This is a genomic window from Citrobacter youngae, from assembly GCF_003818115.1.
Lineage (GTDB): Bacteria > Pseudomonadota > Gammaproteobacteria > Enterobacterales > Enterobacteriaceae > Citrobacter > Citrobacter youngae.
Map to the genome: position 1 here is coordinate 277068 of NZ_RPOI01000016.1, position 18067 is coordinate 295134.

Sequence of the window (18067 nt, forward strand, 5' to 3'; positions counted from 1 at the left end):
TAATGATACCGGCATCATGCCGGTATCAGTCTATTACTGATGGCGCTTGCGTAAATTCTCAATCACTGTCGTCAGATCGAGATCCTGGTCCTGCAGCAGAACCAGCAGGTGATACATCAGGTCCGATGCCTCATTGGTTAACTCGAAACGATCATGCACGGTCGCGGCCAGTGCTGTCTCAACACCTTCCTCTCCAACTTTCTGGGCAATTCGCTTCGTACCGCTGGCGTACAATTTTGCGGTATAGGAGCTGGCGGGATCTGCCGTTTTACGCTGAGCCAGGAGTTGCTCCAGTTGATACAGGAACAACCATTGGTGGCTGGACTCACCAAAACAACTGCTGGTGCCTTTGTGACAGGTTGGCCCAATAGGGTTAACCAGCGCCAGCAGGGTGTCGTTGTCGCAATCAGCGGAAATGCTGACGACATTAAGAAAGTTGCCAGAGGTTTCACCTTTGGTCCACAGGCGTTGTTTAGTACGCGAGAAAAAGGTCACTTTGCCGCTTTCGATCGTTTTATCCAGCGCTTCCGGGTTCATATACCCGAGCATCAGCACCTCACCGGAAACTGCATGCTGCACGACGACCGGCATCATCCCATCGGTTTTTTCCCAGTCCAGCTCGCGGCATTGTTGCTTGGTTAACATATCCTGATCTCCACGCCCTGTGTTGCCAGGTACGCTTTTAATTCGCCAATATTGATAATTTGCTTGTGGAAGACCGAGGCGGCAAGCGCGCCATCGACATCCGCATCCCTGAAGGCTTCGAGAAAGTGCTCCATCGTTCCGGCACCGCCTGAGGCGATCAGCGGAACGTGGCAAACTTCGCGCACTTTTTTCAACTGCTCGAGATCGTAGCCGTTACGCACGCCGTCCTGGTTCATCATATTAAGAACGATTTCACCGGCGCCCAGTTTTTGCACCTCTGTTACCCAGTCGATCGTTTCCCACTGCGTGACGCGGGTACGGCTTTCATCCCCGGTATATTGGTTAACGTGATATTTGCCGGTTTCTGCGTCATACCACGTATCAATGCCCACCACGATACACTGCACGCCAAAGCGATCTGCCAGGCGGGTGATCAACGTTGGGTCAGCCAGAGCCGGGGAGTTGATAGAAATTTTATCTGCGCCGAAAGACAGTATCTTTGCGGCATCCTCTGGTGATTTAATCCCACCGGCGACACAGAACGGAATGTCGATCACTTCTGCCACGCGTGATACCCAGCTTTTGTCCACCACGCGACCATCGCTCGATGCGGTGATATCGTAAAAAACCAGCTCATCTGCGCCTTCATCGGCATAGCGTTTCGCCAGCGGAACGATATCGCCAATAATCTCGTGATTGCGGAATTGAACACCTTTGACAACCTGTCCGTCACGAACATCAAGGCAAGGGATTATGCGTTTTGCCAGCATTGGATGGCCTCCTCAACGGTGAATTTACCTTCCAGCAAGGCTCGTCCGACGATAACACCACGAACACCGGTCCCGCGAAGGGCCGCTACGTCCTCGATTCCACCAATACCACCAGATGACTGAAATGCCACCTGCGGATATTTGGCGCACACTTCTTCATAAAGCGCGACGTTTGAGCCCGCCAGCGTGCCGTCGCGGGAGATATCGGTGCACAGCACGTGCTTCAGGCCGACGTGTAAATAGGTCTCAACCAGTTCTTCCAGTGAAACCCCGGAATCTTCCTGCCAGCCGCTAACTGCAACCTGTTTATTCCCGTGCTCGTCAATCCGCACATCCAGAGCCAGAACCAGCGCGTCGGCACCAAAACGGGCAAACCAGTTCTTGACGACTTCGGGAGATTTTACCGCAGTCGAACCCACCACTACGCGGGCGACGCCAGCGTTAAGCAGCGCTTCAATATCTGCTTCGGTACGTACGCCACCCCCTACCTGCACCGGTACGTTTACGCCAGCAACCAGTGTTTTAATCAGCGGTATTTGCCGTTTCTGCGGATCTTTTGCCCCGGTCAGATCCACCAGGTGCAACACCTTTGCGCCTTGTGCGGCATAGCTTTGTAAACGGGTCAGGGGATCGTTACCGTAATCACGCTGCGTTGCGTAATCGCCCTGATGAAGACGCACAACCGTGCCGTCGATTAAATCTAATGCCGGAATAATCATTACATCTCCAGAAAGTTTTTCAGCAACTTCGCGCCAGCGGCACCTGAACGCTCCGGGTGGAACTGCACGCCAAAGAAATTATCTTTTTGTACCGCTGCGGTGAAGGGCTCACCGTAGTTGCATTGCGCAATAGTCCATGGGTTCACCGGCATGGCGTAGCTGTGTACAAAATAGAAATACGCCCCATCCTCAATGCCCTGGAAAAGGCGGTTTCCGGCCTGTGGATAGACACGGTTCCAGCCCATATGCGGCAACGGCAGACCAAAATCGGTCATTTTGGGTACGTCTTGATCAATAATCCCCAGCAGGGAGACACCGTTACTTTCTTCACTGCGTCGACCAAGCAGCTGCATACCTAAGCAAATCCCCAGTACAGGCTGTGTGCAGGCTTTGATCAGTTCAATCAGCTCACGCTCGTGTAGCTGATCCATTGCCGCCTGGGCGGTACCGACACCCGGCAGAAACAGTTTATCGGCGCGCAGCACAACATCCGCATCGCGGCTAACTACCGGATCGTAGCCGTGGCGTGCGACGGCGGATTTCACCGAGTTCAGGTTGGCACAGCCGGTGTCGAGGATCACCACGTTCATCACAGCACCCCTTTTGAAGAAGGAAGCGTGTCGCCTTCTACGCGAATAGCCTGGCGCAGCGTGCGGCCAAAGGCTTTGAACAGACTTTCCACGCGGTGGTGGTCATTTTTACCTTTGGTTTTAAGGTGTAACGTGACGCCCATGGTGTAAGAGAGCGAACGGAAGAAGTGTTCGATCATCTCCGTACTCAGATCGCCGACGCGCTGGTAGGTAAACTCAGCCCGGTACTCCAGGTGTGGACGCCCGGAGATATCCAGGGCGCAGCGTGCCAGGCACTCGTCCATCGGCAGCACAAAACCAAAACGGTTGATGCCGCGTTTATCGCCCAACGCCAGTTTTAAGGCTTCGCCCAGAGCCAGCCCTGTATCCTCAACGGTGTGGTGATCGTCAATATACAGATCGCCTTTGACGGCTATTTCCATACGAAAACCACCGTGGGTCGAGATTTGATCCAGCATGTGGTCAAAGAAGCCGACGCCGGTATTAATTTTGCTGCGGCCTTCGCGGTCCAGCCAGACTTTAACGTCAATCTGCGTTTCTTTGGTATTACGCTCAACGTGGGCGTAACGATCCCGTTTGGTTAGTTGCTCACCGATCATTGCCCAGTTCAGCGTATCGCGGTGATAGCGTAACCCGGTGATGCCCATGTTTTCCGCCAGTTGAATATCGGTTACGCGATCGCCGATCACGTAGCTGTTCTCGGTATCCAGCGCCTGTTCAATCAGGTATTGCTCGACCAGCTTCACTTTGGGTTTACGACAATCACACGCGTCTGCCGGCAGGTGCGGACAGATCAGTACTTCATCAAATATGACGCCCTGCGAGGTGAAAACTTGCATCATCAGGTTGTGTGGACCGTCAAAATCCGCCTGCGGGAAGCTCTGTGTTCCCAGTCCATCCTGGTTGGTGATCATCACCAGCTTAAAACCAGCTTTTTGTAGTTTTAGCAAGACCGGGACAACCTCCGGCTCAAAGGCAAGTTTGTCGAAGCGATCAACCTGAAAGTCACTGGGCGGCTCGGAAATCAGGGTTCCATCACGGTCAATAAAAAGATACTTCTGGCTCATACTTGCTCCGCACGTAAGGCGTCAATGACGCGCTGGCTCTCTTCACGGGTTCCGACAGTAATACGCAGGCAGCCGCTCAATGAAGGTTGTTTGTTCTGGTCTCGTAAGATAATGCCCTGATCCCACAAAGATTTAAATACGCTGCTTGATGCTGTGAAGCGCGCCAGAACATAGTTGGTTTCAGAATCGAAAACCTGTTCTACGCAGCGGATGGTTTTCAGGCTATCAACCAGGTACTGACGCTCTTGCAGAATCTGTGCCACGCGCTCACGCATGGCGGAAATGCCTTGCGGCGTTAGTGCCTGAGCGGCGATATCTGCCACAGGTGTAGATAGCGGGTAAGGCGCGATCACTTTCAACAACAGGTTGATGACATCTTCATTAGCTAGCGTAAATCCGCAGCGCAAACCGGCAAGGGCAAACGCCTTAGACAGGGTGCGCAGTACCACCAGGTTTGGGTATTCCGATAGCCAACCCGCCAGTGTGGCCTGCGGGCAAAACTCGATATACGCTTCATCGGCGACCACGATGGCTTTGCCCTGCGTCATGTCGAGCAGTGAACGCAGATCCTGCGGGTTAATTAACTGGCCCGTCGGGTTATTGGGGCTGCAAACGTAAACCACTTTCACGCCATCAAGCTTGTCAGCGATGCCCTGTAAATCCAGTTGCCAGTCGGCAAGAGTCGGCACGGTGCGACATTCAACGCCAATGGTTTCCGCACTGACGCTATACATACCATAGGTCGGCGGGCAGTAGAGAATCGCATCTTTACCCGGCTCGCAAAAAGCACGTACCAGCAACTCGATACCTTCATCAGCACCGCGGCTGACCAGTACCTGCTCTGGCTTAACGCCCGCATACTGTGCGTAGTTCTCGATCACCGCCTTCGGCTGGCACTCCGGATAACGGTTCAGTGTTTGCTGAGTTAGCTGGAATTCAACGGCGGTGGGGAACTCATTGGCATTGAGCCAGACGTCGCCATTTCCGCCCAGACGGCGGGCAGACTGATACGGTGTTAGCTCACGGACATTTTTACGGGCTAAATCAGTAACGCTGAGAATGTTGTCAGTGCTCATGCTTGCTCCTTCAGGGCGTTAACGCGCAGGGTAACGGCATTTTTGTGGGCTGTCAGTCGTTCTGCTGCGGCCAGCGTTTCGATGGTTGCGGCCAGGGCAGAGAAACCTTGCGGCGATAATTCCTGTACGGTCATCCGCTTCTGGAAATCGGCCAGTCCAAGACTTGAGCAGGTTGCGGTGTAGCCGTAGGTAGGCAGCACGTGGTTAGTCCCGGAGGCATAGTCACCGGCAGATTCCGGTGACCAGTCACCGAGAAAGACAGAGCCCGCACTGGTGATGTCATCGACAAGTTTGCGAGCATTGCGGGTCTGAATGATCAGGTGCTCCGGGCCGTACGCATTAGAAATCGCTACGCATTGCGCAAGGGAGCGGGTGACAATCAGACGACTGGCGCTTAACGCCTGCCGCGCGGTTTCAGCGCGTGGCAGCGCGGCAAGCTGGCGTTCTACTGCTTCAGCAACCCGGCTGGCCATACCGGCATCCGGCGTCAGCAGGATCACTTGGGAATCGGGGCCGTGTTCGGCCTGCGAGAGTAAGTCAGAGGCAACGAAATCCGGCGTGGCGCCGCTGTCGGCAATCACCAGCACTTCAGACGGACCTGCTGGCATATCGATGGCGGCACCGTCCAGACGCTGACTCACCTGACGTTTGGCTTCGGTCACAAAGGCATTACCGGGGCCAAAAATTTTGTCCACTTTCGGCACGGATTCACTGCCAAATGCCAGCGCGGCAATAGCTTGTGCGCCCCCAACGTTAAACACCTCCTGTACGCCGCAGAGTTGTGCGGCATACAGAATTTCATCGGCGATGGGTGGGGGAGAGCACAACACCACTTTTTTACAGCCTGCAATGCGGGCCGGGGTGGCGAGCATTAACACTGTTGAGAAGAGTGGCGCGGAGCCCCCGGGAATGTACAGTCCAACAGAATTTACCGGGCGGGTAACCTGCTGGCAGCGTACACCGGGCTGCGTTTCAATATCGACTACCGGCAGTTGTTGCGCGTTATGAAACGTTTCGATGTTTTTCACGGCGACTGCCATGGCCTGTTTCAGGTCATTGCCAAGACGTGCGCCGGCGGCGGCAATCTCTTCAGCGCTGACTTTCAGCGCACTCACGTTAGTTTTATCAAACTTTGCGCTGTATTCACGTAGCGCTGCGTCACCGCGCGACTTTACGTTATGCAGAATTTCGCTCACGGTACGGGTGATGCTATCTGACGCCGAGATTGCCGGGCGCATCAGTAATTCACTTTGCTGCTCTTCAGTACAGCTATTCCAGTCGATGATGGTATTAAAGCTCATAATCGTCTTCCTTTTTTTGCCGGATGGCACGTTGTTTATCCGGCCTACGGGTCTTGTAGGCCCGGCTAGCGAAGCGCTACCGGGCAGCATAAGTGGAATTACTCCATCATCTTCTCAATAGGCAGCACCAGGATGGAGCTGGCGCCAAGCGCTTTCAGTTTTTCCATCGTTTCCCAGAACAGGGTTTCGCTGCTAACCATGTGCATTGCCACGCGCTGCTGATCGCCGGCCAGTGGCAAAATCGTTGGGCGTTCAGCGCCTGGCAGCAAGGCGATAACGTCGTCCAGACGTTCACTTGGCGCGTGCATCATGATGTATTTAGATTCGCGCGCCTGAATAACCCCCTGAATACGGGTCAGCAGCTTATCGATCAGTTGTTGCTTAGCATCGGCCATTTCTCCGTCACGCTGAATCAGACAGGCTTTGGAGCGGTAAATGACTTCCACTTCACGCAGGCCGTTGGCTTCAAGCGTTGCACCGGTAGAGACCAGATCGCAGATTGCATCAGCAAGTCCTGCACGGGGAGCAACTTCGACAGAGCCGTTTAACAAACAGGATTTGAACGACACTCCTTTCTGGTCGAGATAGCGTTTGAGCAGGTGCGGATAAGAGGTGGCGATGCGTTTGCCGTTCAGTGCCGACGGACCGTCCCAGGCTTCGTCTACTGGGGTCGCCAGCGAAAGACGACAGCCGCCGAAGTCCAGACGACGTAACGTAAAGTAACGAGGATCTTCACCCTGTGCGCGGCGGTTGAGCAGTTCTTCTTCCAGCACGTTTTCACCGATGATGCCGAGATCAACGACGCCATCCATGACCAGACCCGGGATATCGTCATCGCGTACGCGCAGAATATCAATTGGCATATTTTCTGCCATCGCAATCAGGCGCTGGGTGTGAAGATTAATTTTAATACCACAGCGGGCCAGCAATTCGCGTGAGTCATCGCTTAAACGGCCTGATTTCTGCATAGCTATGCGTAAGCGGGTGTTGTCTAACATTCTCTATTCCTCGTTATCCTGTCTGAATCGGTTTGGGTCACGCACAAAAAAAAGCCCCCGGAAGAAATCTTCCGGGGGCTTTCTCATACGCTCATGCACCACTGGAAGATTTAAATGTCTCCCAGCACACATCGCCTGAAAGACTAGTCAGGATGATGGTGATGATGGTGATTAAATTGAGCGCGTGTCATAAATTTTCTCGATGAATGCTTATTCATTTGATGTCTTTTAACCTAAACCACTTTAGCCACGGAAAGCAAGGGCTTTTTTTGATCATTAATTCATTTCATATTGATACTATGAATTGTCAGCCACCGTGGGCTGGCGTAGCCTTGGGTTATAGGCCAAAAGTCAGGAGAAAAGGCATGAAAAAGGTCGCAATTGTCGGATTAGGTTGGTTAGGCATGCCATTAGCCATGTCTCTGGCGGCCAGGGGCTGGCAGGTTACCGGCAGCAAAACCACATTGGATGGGGTGGAAGCGGCCCGAATGAGCGGTATTGAAAGCTACTCGTTGCGCCTGGAGCCTGAACTGGTCTGTGAACCTGACGATCTCGATGCGCTAATGGATGCGGATGCGCTGGTCATCACCCTGCCTGCACGCCGTAGTGGCCCGGGTGAGTCGTTTTACTTGCAGGCAATGCAGGAACTGGTCGACAGTGCGCTGGCGTATCGTATTCCACGGATTATTTTTACCAGCTCTACCTCAGTTTATGGTGATGTGCAGGGGACAGTAAAAGAGGGCACACCACGCAATCCGGTCACGGCGAGCGGTCGTGCCCTGAAAGAACTTGAAGACTGGCTGCACAATCTGCCGGGAACGTCGGTGGATATTCTGCGCCTGGCAGGCCTTGTGGGACCGGGCAGACATCCCGGTCGCTTTTTTGCGGGTAAAACAGCACCAGATGGACAGCATGGCGTCAATCTGGTGCATCTGGATGACGTGGTTTCTGCTATCACGTTGCTGCTACAAGCGCCTAAAGGGGGACACATCTATAATATATGTGCGCCTATGCATCCGGCACGCAATGTGTTCTACCCCCAGATGGCTCGCCTGTTGGGGATGGAAGCACCGGATTTCCGGGACGGAGTGGATAACGGTAAAGGTAAAGTCATTGATGGCAACCGAATTTGCAATGAGCTTGGGTTTGAGTACCAGTATCCCGATCCGCTGGTGATGCCGATGGAGTGACAGATCAGCAGAGTGTCGCTGTATACCGCCAGGGGGCGAGTATGAAACCACTGCTGGATGTTCTGATCATTCTTGATGCGTTAGAGAAAGAGGGGAGTTTCGCGGCGGCGTCCGCAAAATTGTTTAAGACGCCGTCAGCGCTGAGTTATACCGTCCACAAACTGGAAAGCGATCTCAATATTCAGTTGTTGGATCGCAGTGGACACCGGGCCAAATTTACCCGTACCGGACAGATGCTGCTGGAAAAGGGACGCGAGGTATTACATACCGTGCGCGAACTCGAAAAGCAGGCCATCAAACTGCATGAAGGATGGGAGAATGAACTGGTTATCGGCGTAGACGATACCTTTCCCTTTTCGCTTCTTGCCCCGCTTATCGAATCTTTCTATCAACACCACAGCGTGACGCGTCTTAAATTTATCAATGGCGTATTGGGCGGCTCGTGGGATGCCCTGATTCAGGGCCGGGCCGATATCATTGTGGGTGCCATGCGTGATCCACCCACAGCGAGTGACTTTGGTTTTGCGCGTCTGGGTGTGCTTGAACAGGTTTTTGTTGTTGCCCCCCATCATCCACTGGCGCAGGAACCGGAACCGTTGAGTCGTAGAACGATCAAACGTTTTCGCGCCATTGTGGTCGGCGATAATGTGCATCCCGCGAACGTATCGGCTTCTCAGCTACTTGACGATCAGGAAGCCATCACCGTTTTTGACTTCAAAACCAAACTGGAACTGCAGATAAGTGGTTTGGGGTGTGGTTATATTCCGCGCTATCTGGCACAACGATTTCTGGACAGCGGGGCCCTGATTGAGAAGAAAGTTGTCGCGCAGATTCTGTTTGAACCCGTGTGGATTGGCTGGAACGAGCAGACCGCGGGATTAGCCAGTGCATGGTGGCGGGATGAAATTTTAGCAAATAGTGCTATCGCGGGTGTCTATGTAAAAACGGTTGTCGATAAATCAATCGGTTAGAAAAAAATATTTTTTGACAAGGCTCTCATTCTCTTGTCATTTCGCCCTAATTTAGTGCACAATGCGCCGCTTGCAAAAAATGAGATTAACCGACGTTTTAATACGCGTCGGTTATTTTTTTGCATCAAACCAATCATTCATAAAAGAGGCCGGGCTTCGTACCGGATAGATACTTACTTAAAAATCGACAGTTGTTGTCGCTGAGGATTAACAAAAAATGGGGCAATTTTTTGCTTACGCGACGGTTTCCGCCGTAATGGAGGATAACCATGTCGCATAACGCTACTCCAAACACCTCTCGCGTGGAATTACGTAAAACGCTTACGCTGGTTCCGGTTGTCATGATGGGCCTTGCCTATATGCAGCCGATGACGCTGTTCGATACATTCGGTATCGTATCAGGAATGACCGATGGTCACGTCCCGACAGCTTACGCCTTTGCACTGATCGCCATCCTTTTTACCGCACTGAGCTACGGTAAACTGGTGCGTCGCTATCCGTCTGCAGGCTCTGCCTACACTTACGCCCAGAAATCCATTAGCCCGACCGTTGGCTTTATGGTGGGTTGGTCATCACTGCTGGACTACCTGTTCGCACCGATGATCAACATTCTGTTGGCGAAAATCTATTTTGAAGCTCTGGTGCCGTCGATACCGTCATGGATTTTCGTGGTAGCACTGGTGGCCTTTATGACCGCTTTTAACCTGCGCAGCCTCAAATCTGTCGCGAACTTCAACACCGTGATCGTGCTGTTGCAGGTCGTGTTGATTGCGGTGATCCTCGGCATGGTCGTTTATGGCGTGTTCGAAGGGGAAGGGGCGGGTACGCTGGTGAGCAGCCGTCCGTTCTGGTCAGGTGACGCACACGTGATTCCAATGATCACAGGGGCTACTATCCTGTGCTTCTCGTTCACTGGTTTCGACGGTATCAGCAACCTCTCTGAAGAGACCAAGGATGCTGAGCGCGTGATCCCGCGTGCAATTTTCCTGACCGCACTGATTGGTGGCCTGATCTTTATTGTCTCCACTTATCTGTTGCAGCTGTATTTCCCGGATATCTCTCGCTTCAAGGACCCGGATGCTTCACAGCCTGAAATCATGCTGTACGTAGCCGGTAAGTTCTTCCAGGTCGGTGCGCTGATTTTCTCCACCATTACCGTATTGGCATCCGGGATGGCGGCGCATGCTGGCGTAGCGCGTCTGATGTACGTGATGGGGCGTGACGGTGTATTCCCGAAAAGTTTCTTCGGTTATGTACACCCGAAATGGCGTACTCCGTCCATGAACATCATCCTGGTTGGCGCGATTGCCCTGCTGGCAATCAACTTCGACCTGGTGATGGCGACGGCGCTGATTAACTTTGGTGCGCTGGTGGCGTTTACCTTCGTTAACCTGTCGGTAATCTCCCAGTTCTGGATCCGTGAGAAGCGTAACAAGACGCTGAAAGACCACTTCCAGTATCTGTTCCTGCCGATGTGCGGTGCGCTGACCGTGGGGGCGCTGTGGGTGAACCTGGAAGAGAGCTCTATGGTTCTGGGGCTGATCTGGGCTGGTATTGGTCTGATCTACCTGGCTTGTGTGACCAAGAGTTTCCGCAACCCGGTACCGCAGTACGATGAAGATATCGCGTAATAACCTAATCTGACATCGAAAAACCGGAGACATGTTCTCCGGTTTTTTTATTCCACTGCTTTATTTCCAGCCAATATTAATAACCGTTAGTTCTAAATTAGAGAATTTGGTTATTGGTTCTGAACCCGTTAGTCATTAATAATTTCCTGACTAATATACTTCTGGCTAATTAATTTATGTTTTCAATGATCTTAAGCGGGCTCATCTGTGGCGCGCTGCTTGGCTTTGTCATGCAACGTGGACGATTCTGTCTGACGGGCGGCTTTCGCGATATGTATATTGCGAAAAACAATCGTATGTTCTATGCGCTACTGATAGCCATCTCTGTGCAAAGCGTGGGTGTCTTTGCGCTGATTCAGACGGGTGTACTCAGCTATGATGCCGGCCCCTTCCCATGGCTGGGAACCGTTGTTGGTGGTTATGTCTTTGGTATCGGAATTGTTTATGCGGGCGGGTGTGCTACCGGAACCTGGTATCGTGCAGGAGAAGGGCTTATCGGTAGCTGGATTGCGCTGTTTACCTATATGGTGATGAGTGCGGTGATGCGCTCTACGCATGCGAGTGGGCTGAATCAGGCGCTGAAAACCTACAGTACTGAGCATAACTCCATTGCCGATACGTTGAACCTGTCCGTATGGCCACTGATCGCTATTCTGCTGGCGGTTACAGTGTGGGTGGTAGCGAAAGAGCTGAGAAAACCAAAATTGAAAGTCGCTACGCTACCGCCTCGTCGTACCGGCCTTGCGCATATTTTGTTTGAGAAGCGCTGGCATCCATTTGTTACTGCGGTTCTGATTGGGCTGATTGCGCTGTTGGCATGGCCGCTGAGCGAAGCAACCGGACGAATGTTTGGCCTGGGTATCACGTCACCAACCGCCAATATTTTGCAATTTCTTGTCGCAGGCGACAGTAAGTTTATTAACTGGGGAGTGTTCCTGGTGCTGGGCATTTTTATCGGCTCATTTATTGCAGCGAAAGCCAGTCGCGAATTTCGCGTTCGCGCAGCCGACGCACCCACCACGCTGCGTAGCGGTTTTGGTGGTCTGTTAATGGGCTTTGGTGCCAGCATCGCGGGTGGCTGTTCGATTGGCAACGGTCTGGTTATGACGGCGATGATGACCTGGCAGGGATGGGTTGGCCTGGTCTTTATGATTTTCGGTGTCTGGACCGCGTCATGGATTGTGTATATCAGACCGCAGCGTAAGGCAAAACTAGTCGCTGCTGCGGCAAATTAAGCGTAAGGATTTGATGATGGCAATTAAAAGACTGGATGTGGTCACACAGGTTTGTCCGTTTCCACTGATTGAAGCAAAAGCGGCACTGGCTGAAATGGCAAGTGGTGATGAACTGGTGATCGAATTTGACTGTACCCAGGCAACTGAGGCAATCCCGCAATGGGCCGCCGAAGAGGGGCACGTGATTACTGATTATCAACAGGTGGGTGACGCCGCCTGGAGCATTACGGTGCAGAAAGCGTAACCAGGATCCCTCCGCCGTCTGGCGGAGGGCATTTCATCTTCAGACTATCTCTTGCGCATACTGCCAGAGTGATTTCAGTAGCACCAGCTTCTCTTTATTGTCAGCATATTGCTGACTCAACATCTGCAATTCATTCGCGTAATTTTGCAAAAACTCCGGTGTGAATACCTGACGACGATGATCCAGCCAGCGTTGCTGCTCTCCCTCATCCAAAGTCCCGGGGAAATTGCGTGCGCGATAATTAAACAGCAGTTTTTCAATGCGCTTGTCGACAAAAGTGATGTCCAGTGCGGGTAAATTTCGAGGTTCGGTTTCCAGAACGATCTTCATTGCGGCGCGGTCGGCATCGCTGAAAAAACCGTTGTATAACTGCGCATCTACGTTATCCGATGGCGCAAAGGGTTCTGCTTCGGCAAAGATAGCCACCACTTTATCGCGCACCTGCGGGTTTTCACGCAGGACTTTAAGATTATCCAGGCAATGCTGGCGGTTAATTCCGAGACGATCGGCATCTTCCGGACGTAACGTATTAGCCTGTGCCAGAACCGGGCATTTGTTGATATGCACCAGTTTAACCGGCACCGCTGCGTTATCTCCCAGATCGGCTTTGGCGGTGTAAAGACGTGCGCGCAGGGTGTCGCTATCCAGTTCAAGCAAGGGAGAAATATCACCCGCTAAGTCGACCATAATAACCGCATTACGATTATCCGGATGCCAGGCCAGCGGGGCAACCCAACTGGTGTTACCTCGCCATGCACCGAACATCCCAGATACATGCACTAAGGGCTTCATTTGCGGGACATCAATCAACGCAGCCAGCTTGTGTTTATTGCGGTGACTGTAGAGATAGTCAAACAGACGCGGCTGACGTGACTTTACGAGTTGCGCCATTGCAATGGTGGCATACACGTCTGCCATCGCATCGTGGGCATTAGCATGCTCAATACCGTTGGCGCGGGTCAGGTGCTCAAGGCGGAAACTGGGTAGACCATCGTCGTTTTCTGGCCAGTTGATCCCTTCCGGTCGTAGCGCATAGCAGGCGCGCATTACATCCAGCAAATCCCAGCGAGAATTGTCGTTCTGCCAGCTCCAGGCGTAGGGATCATAAAAATTGCGATACAGGATATTACGTGTCACTTCATCATCGAAGCGCACATTGTTATAGCCGAGGATACACGTTTTCGGCACGGTAAACAGCGCATGGATACGGGCAGCAAAAGCGGCTTCGTTCTCACCCTTTTCACGTGCTTCTTGCGGCGTAATACCGGTTATCAGTACCGCTTCGGGTTGTGGCAGATAGTCGTCGGCGGGCTTGCAGTAAAAGACTTCGGGATCGCCAATGATATTGAAATCGCTATCTGTGCGGATGGCCGCAAACTGTGCGGGTCTGTCCAGTGCCGGATGGGTACCAAAGGTCTCGTAATCGTGGAAGAGAAAACCAGGTTGCTGCTTGCCGTCATTCATTGTTCAGTTATGTCCGGGATCAATTTAGCGCTTATCTAAGAATACCAAAAAGTAGCGCGGTAATCAGCAACGGGATTATCAATGCCCGGCGGTGGCCGCAATAAAATTGCGGTAAACGTGATTAAAATAAAATGAATTAATAGATTTGGGGTTTTAAGGATATTTCATGAAATAAGATAACGTTATTTTGTGAGTGCATAAATAAGCTAATTGAGAACTATTATTGTTATTTTTACGTTTGGTGGTGTGTTCTGGAAACTTTAAAACTCTTTTATAAACAATGAGTTTTATTCTTGCCAGTTAACGGAATTTCATTGTAATGAAATGTGAGTAAGGTTAAAAATTAATAATTTAAAGTCCATATAATCATTGGATATATCTAATAACAGGAGGTTATATGAGCATTAGTCGGCGTAATTTTTTGCGGGGTGTGGGTATTGGCTGCTCGGCCTGTGCAATAGGCAGTTTCCCCCCTGGCGCACTGGCGCGAAATTCACCAGAGAGTATTAAAGGGAAAACATCCCTGACGCCGAGTCTGTGTGAAATGTGTTCCTTTCGCTGTCCAATTCAGGCTCAGGTGATTAATAATAAAACAGTTTTTATCCAGGGAAACCCTAATGCCCCTCAGCAAGGCACGCGCGTTTGTGCTCGTGGGGGCAGCGGTGTTAGCCTGATAAACGACCCGCACCGGATTGTTAAACCAATGAAACGCACCGGGCCGCGTGGCAGTGGCGAATGGCAGGTCATTAGCTGGCAACAGGCGTATAAAGAAATTGCCGAAAAGATGGCGGCAATAAAAAATCAATATGGGCCGCAGGGCGTTGTATTCTCCTCTAAATCTGGTTCGCTTTCCGGCCATTTATTTCATTTGGCGACGGCTTTTGGCTCACCAAATACCTTTACGCACGCTTCAACTTGTCCAGCAGGTAAAGCCATTGCCGCCAAAGTGATGATGGGTGGGGATTTAGCAATGGATATCGCCAATACCCGCTATATGGTCTCTTTTGGACATAACCTCTATGAAGGGATTGAGGTTGCTGATACTCATGAACTGATGACCGCACAAGAGAAGGGCGCGAAGATGGTCAGCTTCGACCCCCGGCTGTCGGTATTTTCCAGTAAGGCGGATGAATGGCATGCGATTAAACCGGGGGGCGACTTACCGGTGCTGATGGCGATGTGCCACGTCATGATTACTGAAAAATTGTATGACGCGGGATTCGTTGAACGCTACACAACAGGTTTTGACCAACTGGCAGAGGCAGTACAAGAGGCCACGCCGGAATGGGCACAAAAGTTGGCCGACGTGCCTGCGGATGTCATTACCCGGGTGACTCGAGAAATGGCGGCCTGCGCCCCCCATGCGATTGTCAGCCCTGGTCACCGTGCGACTTTTTCGCAGGAAGAGATCGACATGCGGCGCATGATTTTCACCCTCAACGTGCTGCTGGGAAATATTGAGCGCGAAGGCGGCATGTACCAGAAAAAAGCCGCTGCAACCTACAATAAGCTGGCAGGAGAGAAGGTGGCTCCGGTGCTGGCGAAACCGGATGCCAAACTCCCTAAGCCAACGGCGCAGCGTATTGACCTGGTCGCGCCGCAATTCAAATACATCGCTGCGGGCGGTGGGGTGGTGCAGAGCATTATCGATGCTGTGTTAAACCAGACGCCTTATCCGGTGAAAGGATGGATTATGTCCCGGCATAACCCTTTTCAAACCGTGACCTGTCGGCCGGATCTGGTCAAAACCGTTGAGCAGTTGGATCTGGTGGTGAGCTGCGATGTCTATTTAAGCGAAAGCGCGGCCTATGCCGATTACCTGTTACCTGAATGCACCTATCTCGAACGCGATGAAGAAGTCTCTGATATGTCGGGGCTGAATCCGGCCTATGCGCTGCGCCAGCAGGTCGTTGAGCCTATCGGTGATGCGCGCCCAAGCTGGCAAATCTGGAAAGAGCTGGGTGAGCAATTGGGTCTTGGGCAGTACTATCCGTGGCAAGATATGCAAGTACGCCAGTTGTATCAGCTCAATGGTGACCATGCGTTATCTGCTGAACTGCGCCAGAAAGGGTATCGGGAGTGGGGCGTTCCACTGTTACTCCGTGAGCCTGAATCGGTACGCCAGTTTACTGCGCAGTATCCGGGAGCAGTGGCCGTTGACAATGACGGTACGTATGGCGAACAACTGCGCTTCAAATCCCCATCCGGAAAGATCGAACTTTATTCCGAAGAACTGGAAACTCTCCTGCCGGGCTATGGTATTCCGCGTGCACGCAATTTTGCGCTCAAGGCCGACAATGAACTCTATTTCATTCAAGGCAAAGTCGCAGTTCACACCAATGGCGCGACGCAATATGTCCCATTACTCAGCGAACTGATGTGGGATAACGCGGTGTGGATCCACCCGAAAACGGCTGGAGAAAAAGGGATTAAAAGCGGCGATGACATCTGGCTTGAAAATGCGACGGGTAAGGAGAAAGGCAAAGCGCTGGTCACTGCCGGTATTCGACCCGACACGCTGTTCGTCTATATGGGATTCGGCGCCAAGGCTGGCGCGAAAACCGCAGCGACAACGCATGGGATCCACTGTGGCAACCTGCTTCCGCATGTAACCAGTCCGGTATCCGGCACAGTGGTCCATACCGCTGGCGTTACGCTTCGTCGGGCATGAGAAAGGAGAACATCATGAATCAGTCAACAAATCCGTATGTCATGCTGCATGACGAGAAACGCTGTATTGGTTGTCAGGCGTGCACAGTTGCCTGCAAAGTTCTGAATGATGTGCCAGAAGGTTTTAGCCGGCTGCAGGTGCAGATCCGCTCACCGGAAAACGAACCTGAGGTGCTGTCTCACTTTCAGTTTGTCCGCGTCTCCTGCCAGCACTGCGAAGATGCGCCTTGTGTCAGCGTCTGTCCGACTGGCGCTTCGTTTCGGGACGAAAACGGCATTGTGCAGGTGGACAAGTCCCGCTGTATTGGCTGTGATTATTGCGTAGCTGCCTGCCCGTTCCATGTGCGCTACCTGAACCCACAAACAGGAATTGCAGATAAATGTAACTTTTGCGCAGACACCCGTCTGGACGCTGGACAATCGCCTGCCTGTGTTTCCGTATGCCCTACGGATGCGCTGAAGTTTGGTCGCCGTGATGACCCTGAAATTCAGCACTGGATTCTTCAAAAAGAGGTTTACCGTCAGCAGGATACGCGTAGCGGCGCGGTGAGTATTTTTCGGCGTAAAGAGATTCATCAGGAGGGAAAAGTATGAATTCTATCTGGGGAGCAGAGCTTAACTATGCGCCAGACTACTGGCCGCTGTGGCTCATTTATGCCGGCGTAGTCATTCTGTTGATGATTGCCGGTCTGGTGATGCATGCACTGCTGCGTCGAATGCTGGCACCCAAAACGGCAGCCGGAGAAGAGCACCGTGACTATCTCTACTCATTGGCTGTCCGCCGTTGGCACTGGGGAAATGCGCTGCTTTTTATCCTGCTTCTGCTCAGCGGTTTGTTCGGCCATTTTTCTATCGGACCGGTAGCGCTGATGGTGCAGGTGCACACCTGGTGTGGATTCGCATTACTGGCTTTCTGGATTGGCTTCGTCATGATCAATGCCACCAACGGCAACGGTAGTCACTATCGTGTGCAATTCAGCGGGTTGATAACGCGTTGCCTGCTGCAAACGCGTTTTTATCTGTATGGGATAATGAAAGGTGAGGCACATCCGTTTGCGGCAACAGCGGAGAATAAATTTAACCCCCTGCAACAGTTAGCCTATCTGGCCATCATGTATGCGTTGGTTCCGCTGTTAATCATTACCGGGTTGCTCTGTCTTTACCCGCAGATTATAGGCGCCGGGCCGGTGGTGCTGGTGCTGCATATGGTGTTGGCGATTGTTGGCATTCTGTTCATTTGTGCACATATTTACCTGTGCACATTGGGTGACACACCGGGGCAAATCTTTCGCAGCATGATTGACGGCTATCACCGTCATCGCAGCCATCATGCAGAAACAGCATCACATAAAGGCTAATCCTGCGCGTATTTTGCAGGGGAAGTCCGTCTGACTTTTTTCTTTAACAGCAAGAAAATGTGCCTTATGTCACATTTTCTTGCAATTTATCCATGTTTGTTCGGCAGAACTTCCGTAAAAAGAACGGCTATTTCTCCT

Annotated in this window: 18 protein-coding genes, 1 pseudogene and 1 other annotated feature; of the genes and pseudogenes, 9 read left to right on the forward strand and 10 right to left on the reverse strand. The window is 52.1% G+C overall.

Features of this window, described 5'->3' with window-relative positions; genetic code table 11:
* Positions 1–33 precede the first annotated feature (33 nt).
* The 9 genes from hisIE to hisL all read right to left on the reverse strand — a co-directional run bounded on the left by hisIE (position 34) and on the right by hisL (position 7357).
* Positions 34–645 (reverse strand): bifunctional phosphoribosyl-AMP cyclohydrolase/phosphoribosyl-ATP diphosphatase HisIE, encoded by a 612-nt coding sequence (gene hisIE / locus EHN13_RS14380; RefSeq protein WP_124021632.1) that lies wholly within the window; start codon positions 643–645, stop codon positions 34–36.
* The gene (gene hisF / locus EHN13_RS14385; RefSeq protein ID WP_048212022.1) at positions 639–1415 is read right to left on the reverse strand and encodes an imidazole glycerol phosphate synthase subunit HisF; all 777 of its coding nucleotides are present in this window, start codon (positions 1413–1415) and stop codon (positions 639–641) included. Before hisF ends, hisIE begins: the two co-directional genes overlap by 7 nt.
* Complete coding sequence (gene hisA / locus EHN13_RS14390) at positions 1397–2134, reverse strand: 1-(5-phosphoribosyl)-5-[(5-phosphoribosylamino)methylideneamino]imidazole-4-carboxamide isomerase (protein WP_124021633.1); 738 nt, start codon at positions 2132–2134, stop codon at positions 1397–1399. The genes hisF and hisA overlap by 19 nt, the downstream gene beginning before the upstream one ends.
* Positions 2134–2724 (reverse strand): imidazole glycerol phosphate synthase subunit HisH, encoded by a 591-nt coding sequence (hisH, locus tag EHN13_RS14395; protein ID WP_005128083.1) that lies wholly within the window; start codon positions 2722–2724, stop codon positions 2134–2136. Before hisH ends, hisA begins: the two co-directional genes overlap by 1 nt.
* Positions 2724–3791 carry a bifunctional histidinol-phosphatase/imidazoleglycerol-phosphate dehydratase HisB gene (gene hisB, locus EHN13_RS14400; RefSeq protein WP_048212019.1) on the reverse strand — a complete coding sequence of 356 codons (1068 nt, stop codon included), beginning with the start codon at positions 3789–3791 and terminating at the stop codon, positions 2724–2726. The genes hisH and hisB overlap by 1 nt, the downstream gene beginning before the upstream one ends.
* Positions 3788–4867, reverse strand: a complete 1080-nt coding sequence (hisC, locus tag EHN13_RS14405; RefSeq protein WP_061067700.1) for a histidinol-phosphate transaminase — start codon at positions 4865–4867, stop codon at positions 3788–3790. The genes hisB and hisC overlap by 4 nt, the downstream gene beginning before the upstream one ends.
* The gene (gene hisD / locus EHN13_RS14410) at positions 4864–6168 is read right to left on the reverse strand and encodes a histidinol dehydrogenase (protein ID WP_124021634.1); all 1305 of its coding nucleotides are present in this window, start codon (positions 6166–6168) and stop codon (positions 4864–4866) included. The genes hisC and hisD overlap by 4 nt, the downstream gene beginning before the upstream one ends.
* A 98-nt stretch (positions 6169–6266) precedes the next feature.
* Positions 6267–7166 (reverse strand): ATP phosphoribosyltransferase, encoded by a 900-nt coding sequence (gene hisG, locus EHN13_RS14415; RefSeq protein ID WP_005128078.1) that lies wholly within the window; start codon positions 7164–7166, stop codon positions 6267–6269.
* 45 nt (positions 7167–7211) lie between these two features.
* Positions 7212–7334: a sequence feature (His leader region), on the reverse strand.
* A complete protein-coding gene (gene hisL / locus EHN13_RS14420; RefSeq protein WP_101741515.1) occupies positions 7310–7357 on the reverse strand; it encodes a his operon leader peptide in 48 nt (15 codons plus the stop codon). Its footprint overlaps the feature before it by 25 nt.
* A 174-nt stretch (positions 7358–7531) precedes the next feature.
* On the opposite strand from hisL, the gene EHN13_RS14425 reads away from it, so the two are divergent.
* The 6 genes and pseudogenes from EHN13_RS14425 to tsuB all read left to right on the forward strand — a co-directional run bounded on the left by EHN13_RS14425 (position 7532) and on the right by tsuB (position 12437).
* On the forward strand, positions 7532–8356 hold the full coding sequence (locus EHN13_RS14425; RefSeq protein WP_124021635.1) for an SDR family oxidoreductase: 825 nt from the start codon (positions 7532–7534) through the stop codon (positions 8354–8356).
* 41 nt (positions 8357–8397) lie between these two features.
* Positions 8398–9382 (forward strand): annotated as a pseudogene (locus EHN13_RS14430) (LysR substrate-binding domain-containing protein).
* Positions 9383–9544: 162 nt separating this feature from the next.
* Positions 9545–9607, forward strand: a complete 63-nt coding sequence (gene yoeI, locus EHN13_RS24575; RefSeq protein WP_101741514.1) for a membrane protein YoeI — start codon at positions 9545–9547, stop codon at positions 9605–9607.
* A complete protein-coding gene (gene plaP, locus EHN13_RS14440; protein WP_040231916.1) occupies positions 9597–10958 on the forward strand; it encodes a putrescine/proton symporter PlaP in 1362 nt (453 codons plus the stop codon). Before yoeI ends, plaP begins: the two co-directional genes overlap by 11 nt.
* Before the next feature lie 176 nt (positions 10959–11134).
* Positions 11135–12193: a thiosulfate utilization transporter TsuA/YeeE gene (tsuA, locus tag EHN13_RS14445; RefSeq protein WP_101741451.1), complete on the forward strand. Its 1059-nt coding sequence runs from the start codon at positions 11135–11137 to the stop codon at positions 12191–12193.
* 16 nt (positions 12194–12209) lie between these two features.
* Entirely contained in the window at positions 12210–12437 is a 228-nt protein-coding gene (tsuB, locus tag EHN13_RS14450) for a thiosulfate utilization sulfurtransferase TsuB/YeeD (protein WP_048212013.1), read from the forward strand.
* Between the two features lie 39 nt (positions 12438–12476).
* On the opposite strand, the gene sbcB is transcribed toward tsuB, so the two are convergent.
* On the reverse strand, positions 12477–13901 hold the full coding sequence (gene sbcB / locus EHN13_RS14455; protein WP_115602234.1) for an exodeoxyribonuclease I: 1425 nt from the start codon (positions 13899–13901) through the stop codon (positions 12477–12479).
* Between the two features lie 397 nt (positions 13902–14298).
* Between sbcB and phsA the strand changes: the two genes are divergently transcribed.
* Genes phsA through phsC form a run of 3 tightly spaced genes read left to right on the forward strand, consistent with a single transcriptional unit; the run spans position 14299 to position 17929 of the window.
* On the forward strand, positions 14299–16572 hold the full coding sequence (gene phsA / locus EHN13_RS14460) for a thiosulfate reductase PhsA (RefSeq protein WP_061067703.1): 2274 nt from the start codon (positions 14299–14301) through the stop codon (positions 16570–16572).
* Positions 16573–16586: 14 nt separating this feature from the next.
* Positions 16587–17165: a thiosulfate reductase electron transport protein PhsB gene (gene phsB, locus EHN13_RS14465; protein ID WP_005128061.1), complete on the forward strand. Its 579-nt coding sequence runs from the start codon at positions 16587–16589 to the stop codon at positions 17163–17165.
* On the forward strand, positions 17162–17929 hold the full coding sequence (gene phsC, locus EHN13_RS14470; RefSeq protein WP_124021636.1) for a thiosulfate reductase cytochrome B subunit: 768 nt from the start codon (positions 17162–17164) through the stop codon (positions 17927–17929). The genes phsB and phsC overlap by 4 nt, the downstream gene beginning before the upstream one ends.
* Positions 17930–18067: the final 138 nt, after the last annotated feature.

Coding starts and splice junctions, on each gene's coding strand:
- hisA (WP_124021633.1), bottom strand. CDS start 2,134: ATGATTATTCCGGCATTAGATTTAATCGACGGCACGGTTGTGCGTCTT.
- EHN13_RS14425 (WP_124021635.1), top strand. CDS start 7,532: ATGAAAAAGGTCGCAATTGTCGGATTAGGTTGGTTAGGCATGCCATTA.
- tsuA (WP_101741451.1), top strand. CDS start 11,135: ATGTTTTCAATGATCTTAAGCGGGCTCATCTGTGGCGCGCTGCTTGGC.
- plaP (WP_040231916.1), top strand. CDS start 9,597: ATGTCGCATAACGCTACTCCAAACACCTCTCGCGTGGAATTACGTAAA.
- sbcB (WP_115602234.1), bottom strand. CDS start 13,901: ATGAATGACGGCAAGCAGCAACCTGGTTTTCTCTTCCACGATTACGAG.
- hisIE (WP_124021632.1), bottom strand. CDS start 645: ATGTTAACCAAGCAACAATGCCGCGAGCTGGACTGGGAAAAAACCGAT.
- hisB (WP_048212019.1), bottom strand. CDS start 3,791: ATGAGCCAGAAGTATCTTTTTATTGACCGTGATGGAACCCTGATTTCC.
- hisH (WP_005128083.1), bottom strand. CDS start 2,724: ATGAACGTGGTGATCCTCGACACCGGCTGTGCCAACCTGAACTCGGTG.
- phsC (WP_124021636.1), top strand. CDS start 17,162: ATGAATTCTATCTGGGGAGCAGAGCTTAACTATGCGCCAGACTACTGG.
- hisD (WP_124021634.1), bottom strand. CDS start 6,168: ATGAGCTTTAATACCATCATCGACTGGAATAGCTGTACTGAAGAGCAG.
- hisF (WP_048212022.1), bottom strand. CDS start 1,415: ATGCTGGCAAAACGCATAATCCCTTGCCTTGATGTTCGTGACGGACAG.
- phsB (WP_005128061.1), top strand. CDS start 16,587: ATGAATCAGTCAACAAATCCGTATGTCATGCTGCATGACGAGAAACGC.
- hisC (WP_061067700.1), bottom strand. CDS start 4,867: ATGAGCACTGACAACATTCTCAGCGTTACTGATTTAGCCCGTAAAAAT.
- phsA (WP_061067703.1), top strand. CDS start 14,299: ATGAGCATTAGTCGGCGTAATTTTTTGCGGGGTGTGGGTATTGGCTGC.
- hisG (WP_005128078.1), bottom strand. CDS start 7,166: ATGTTAGACAACACCCGCTTACGCATAGCTATGCAGAAATCAGGCCGT.
- tsuB (WP_048212013.1), top strand. CDS start 12,210: ATGGCAATTAAAAGACTGGATGTGGTCACACAGGTTTGTCCGTTTCCA.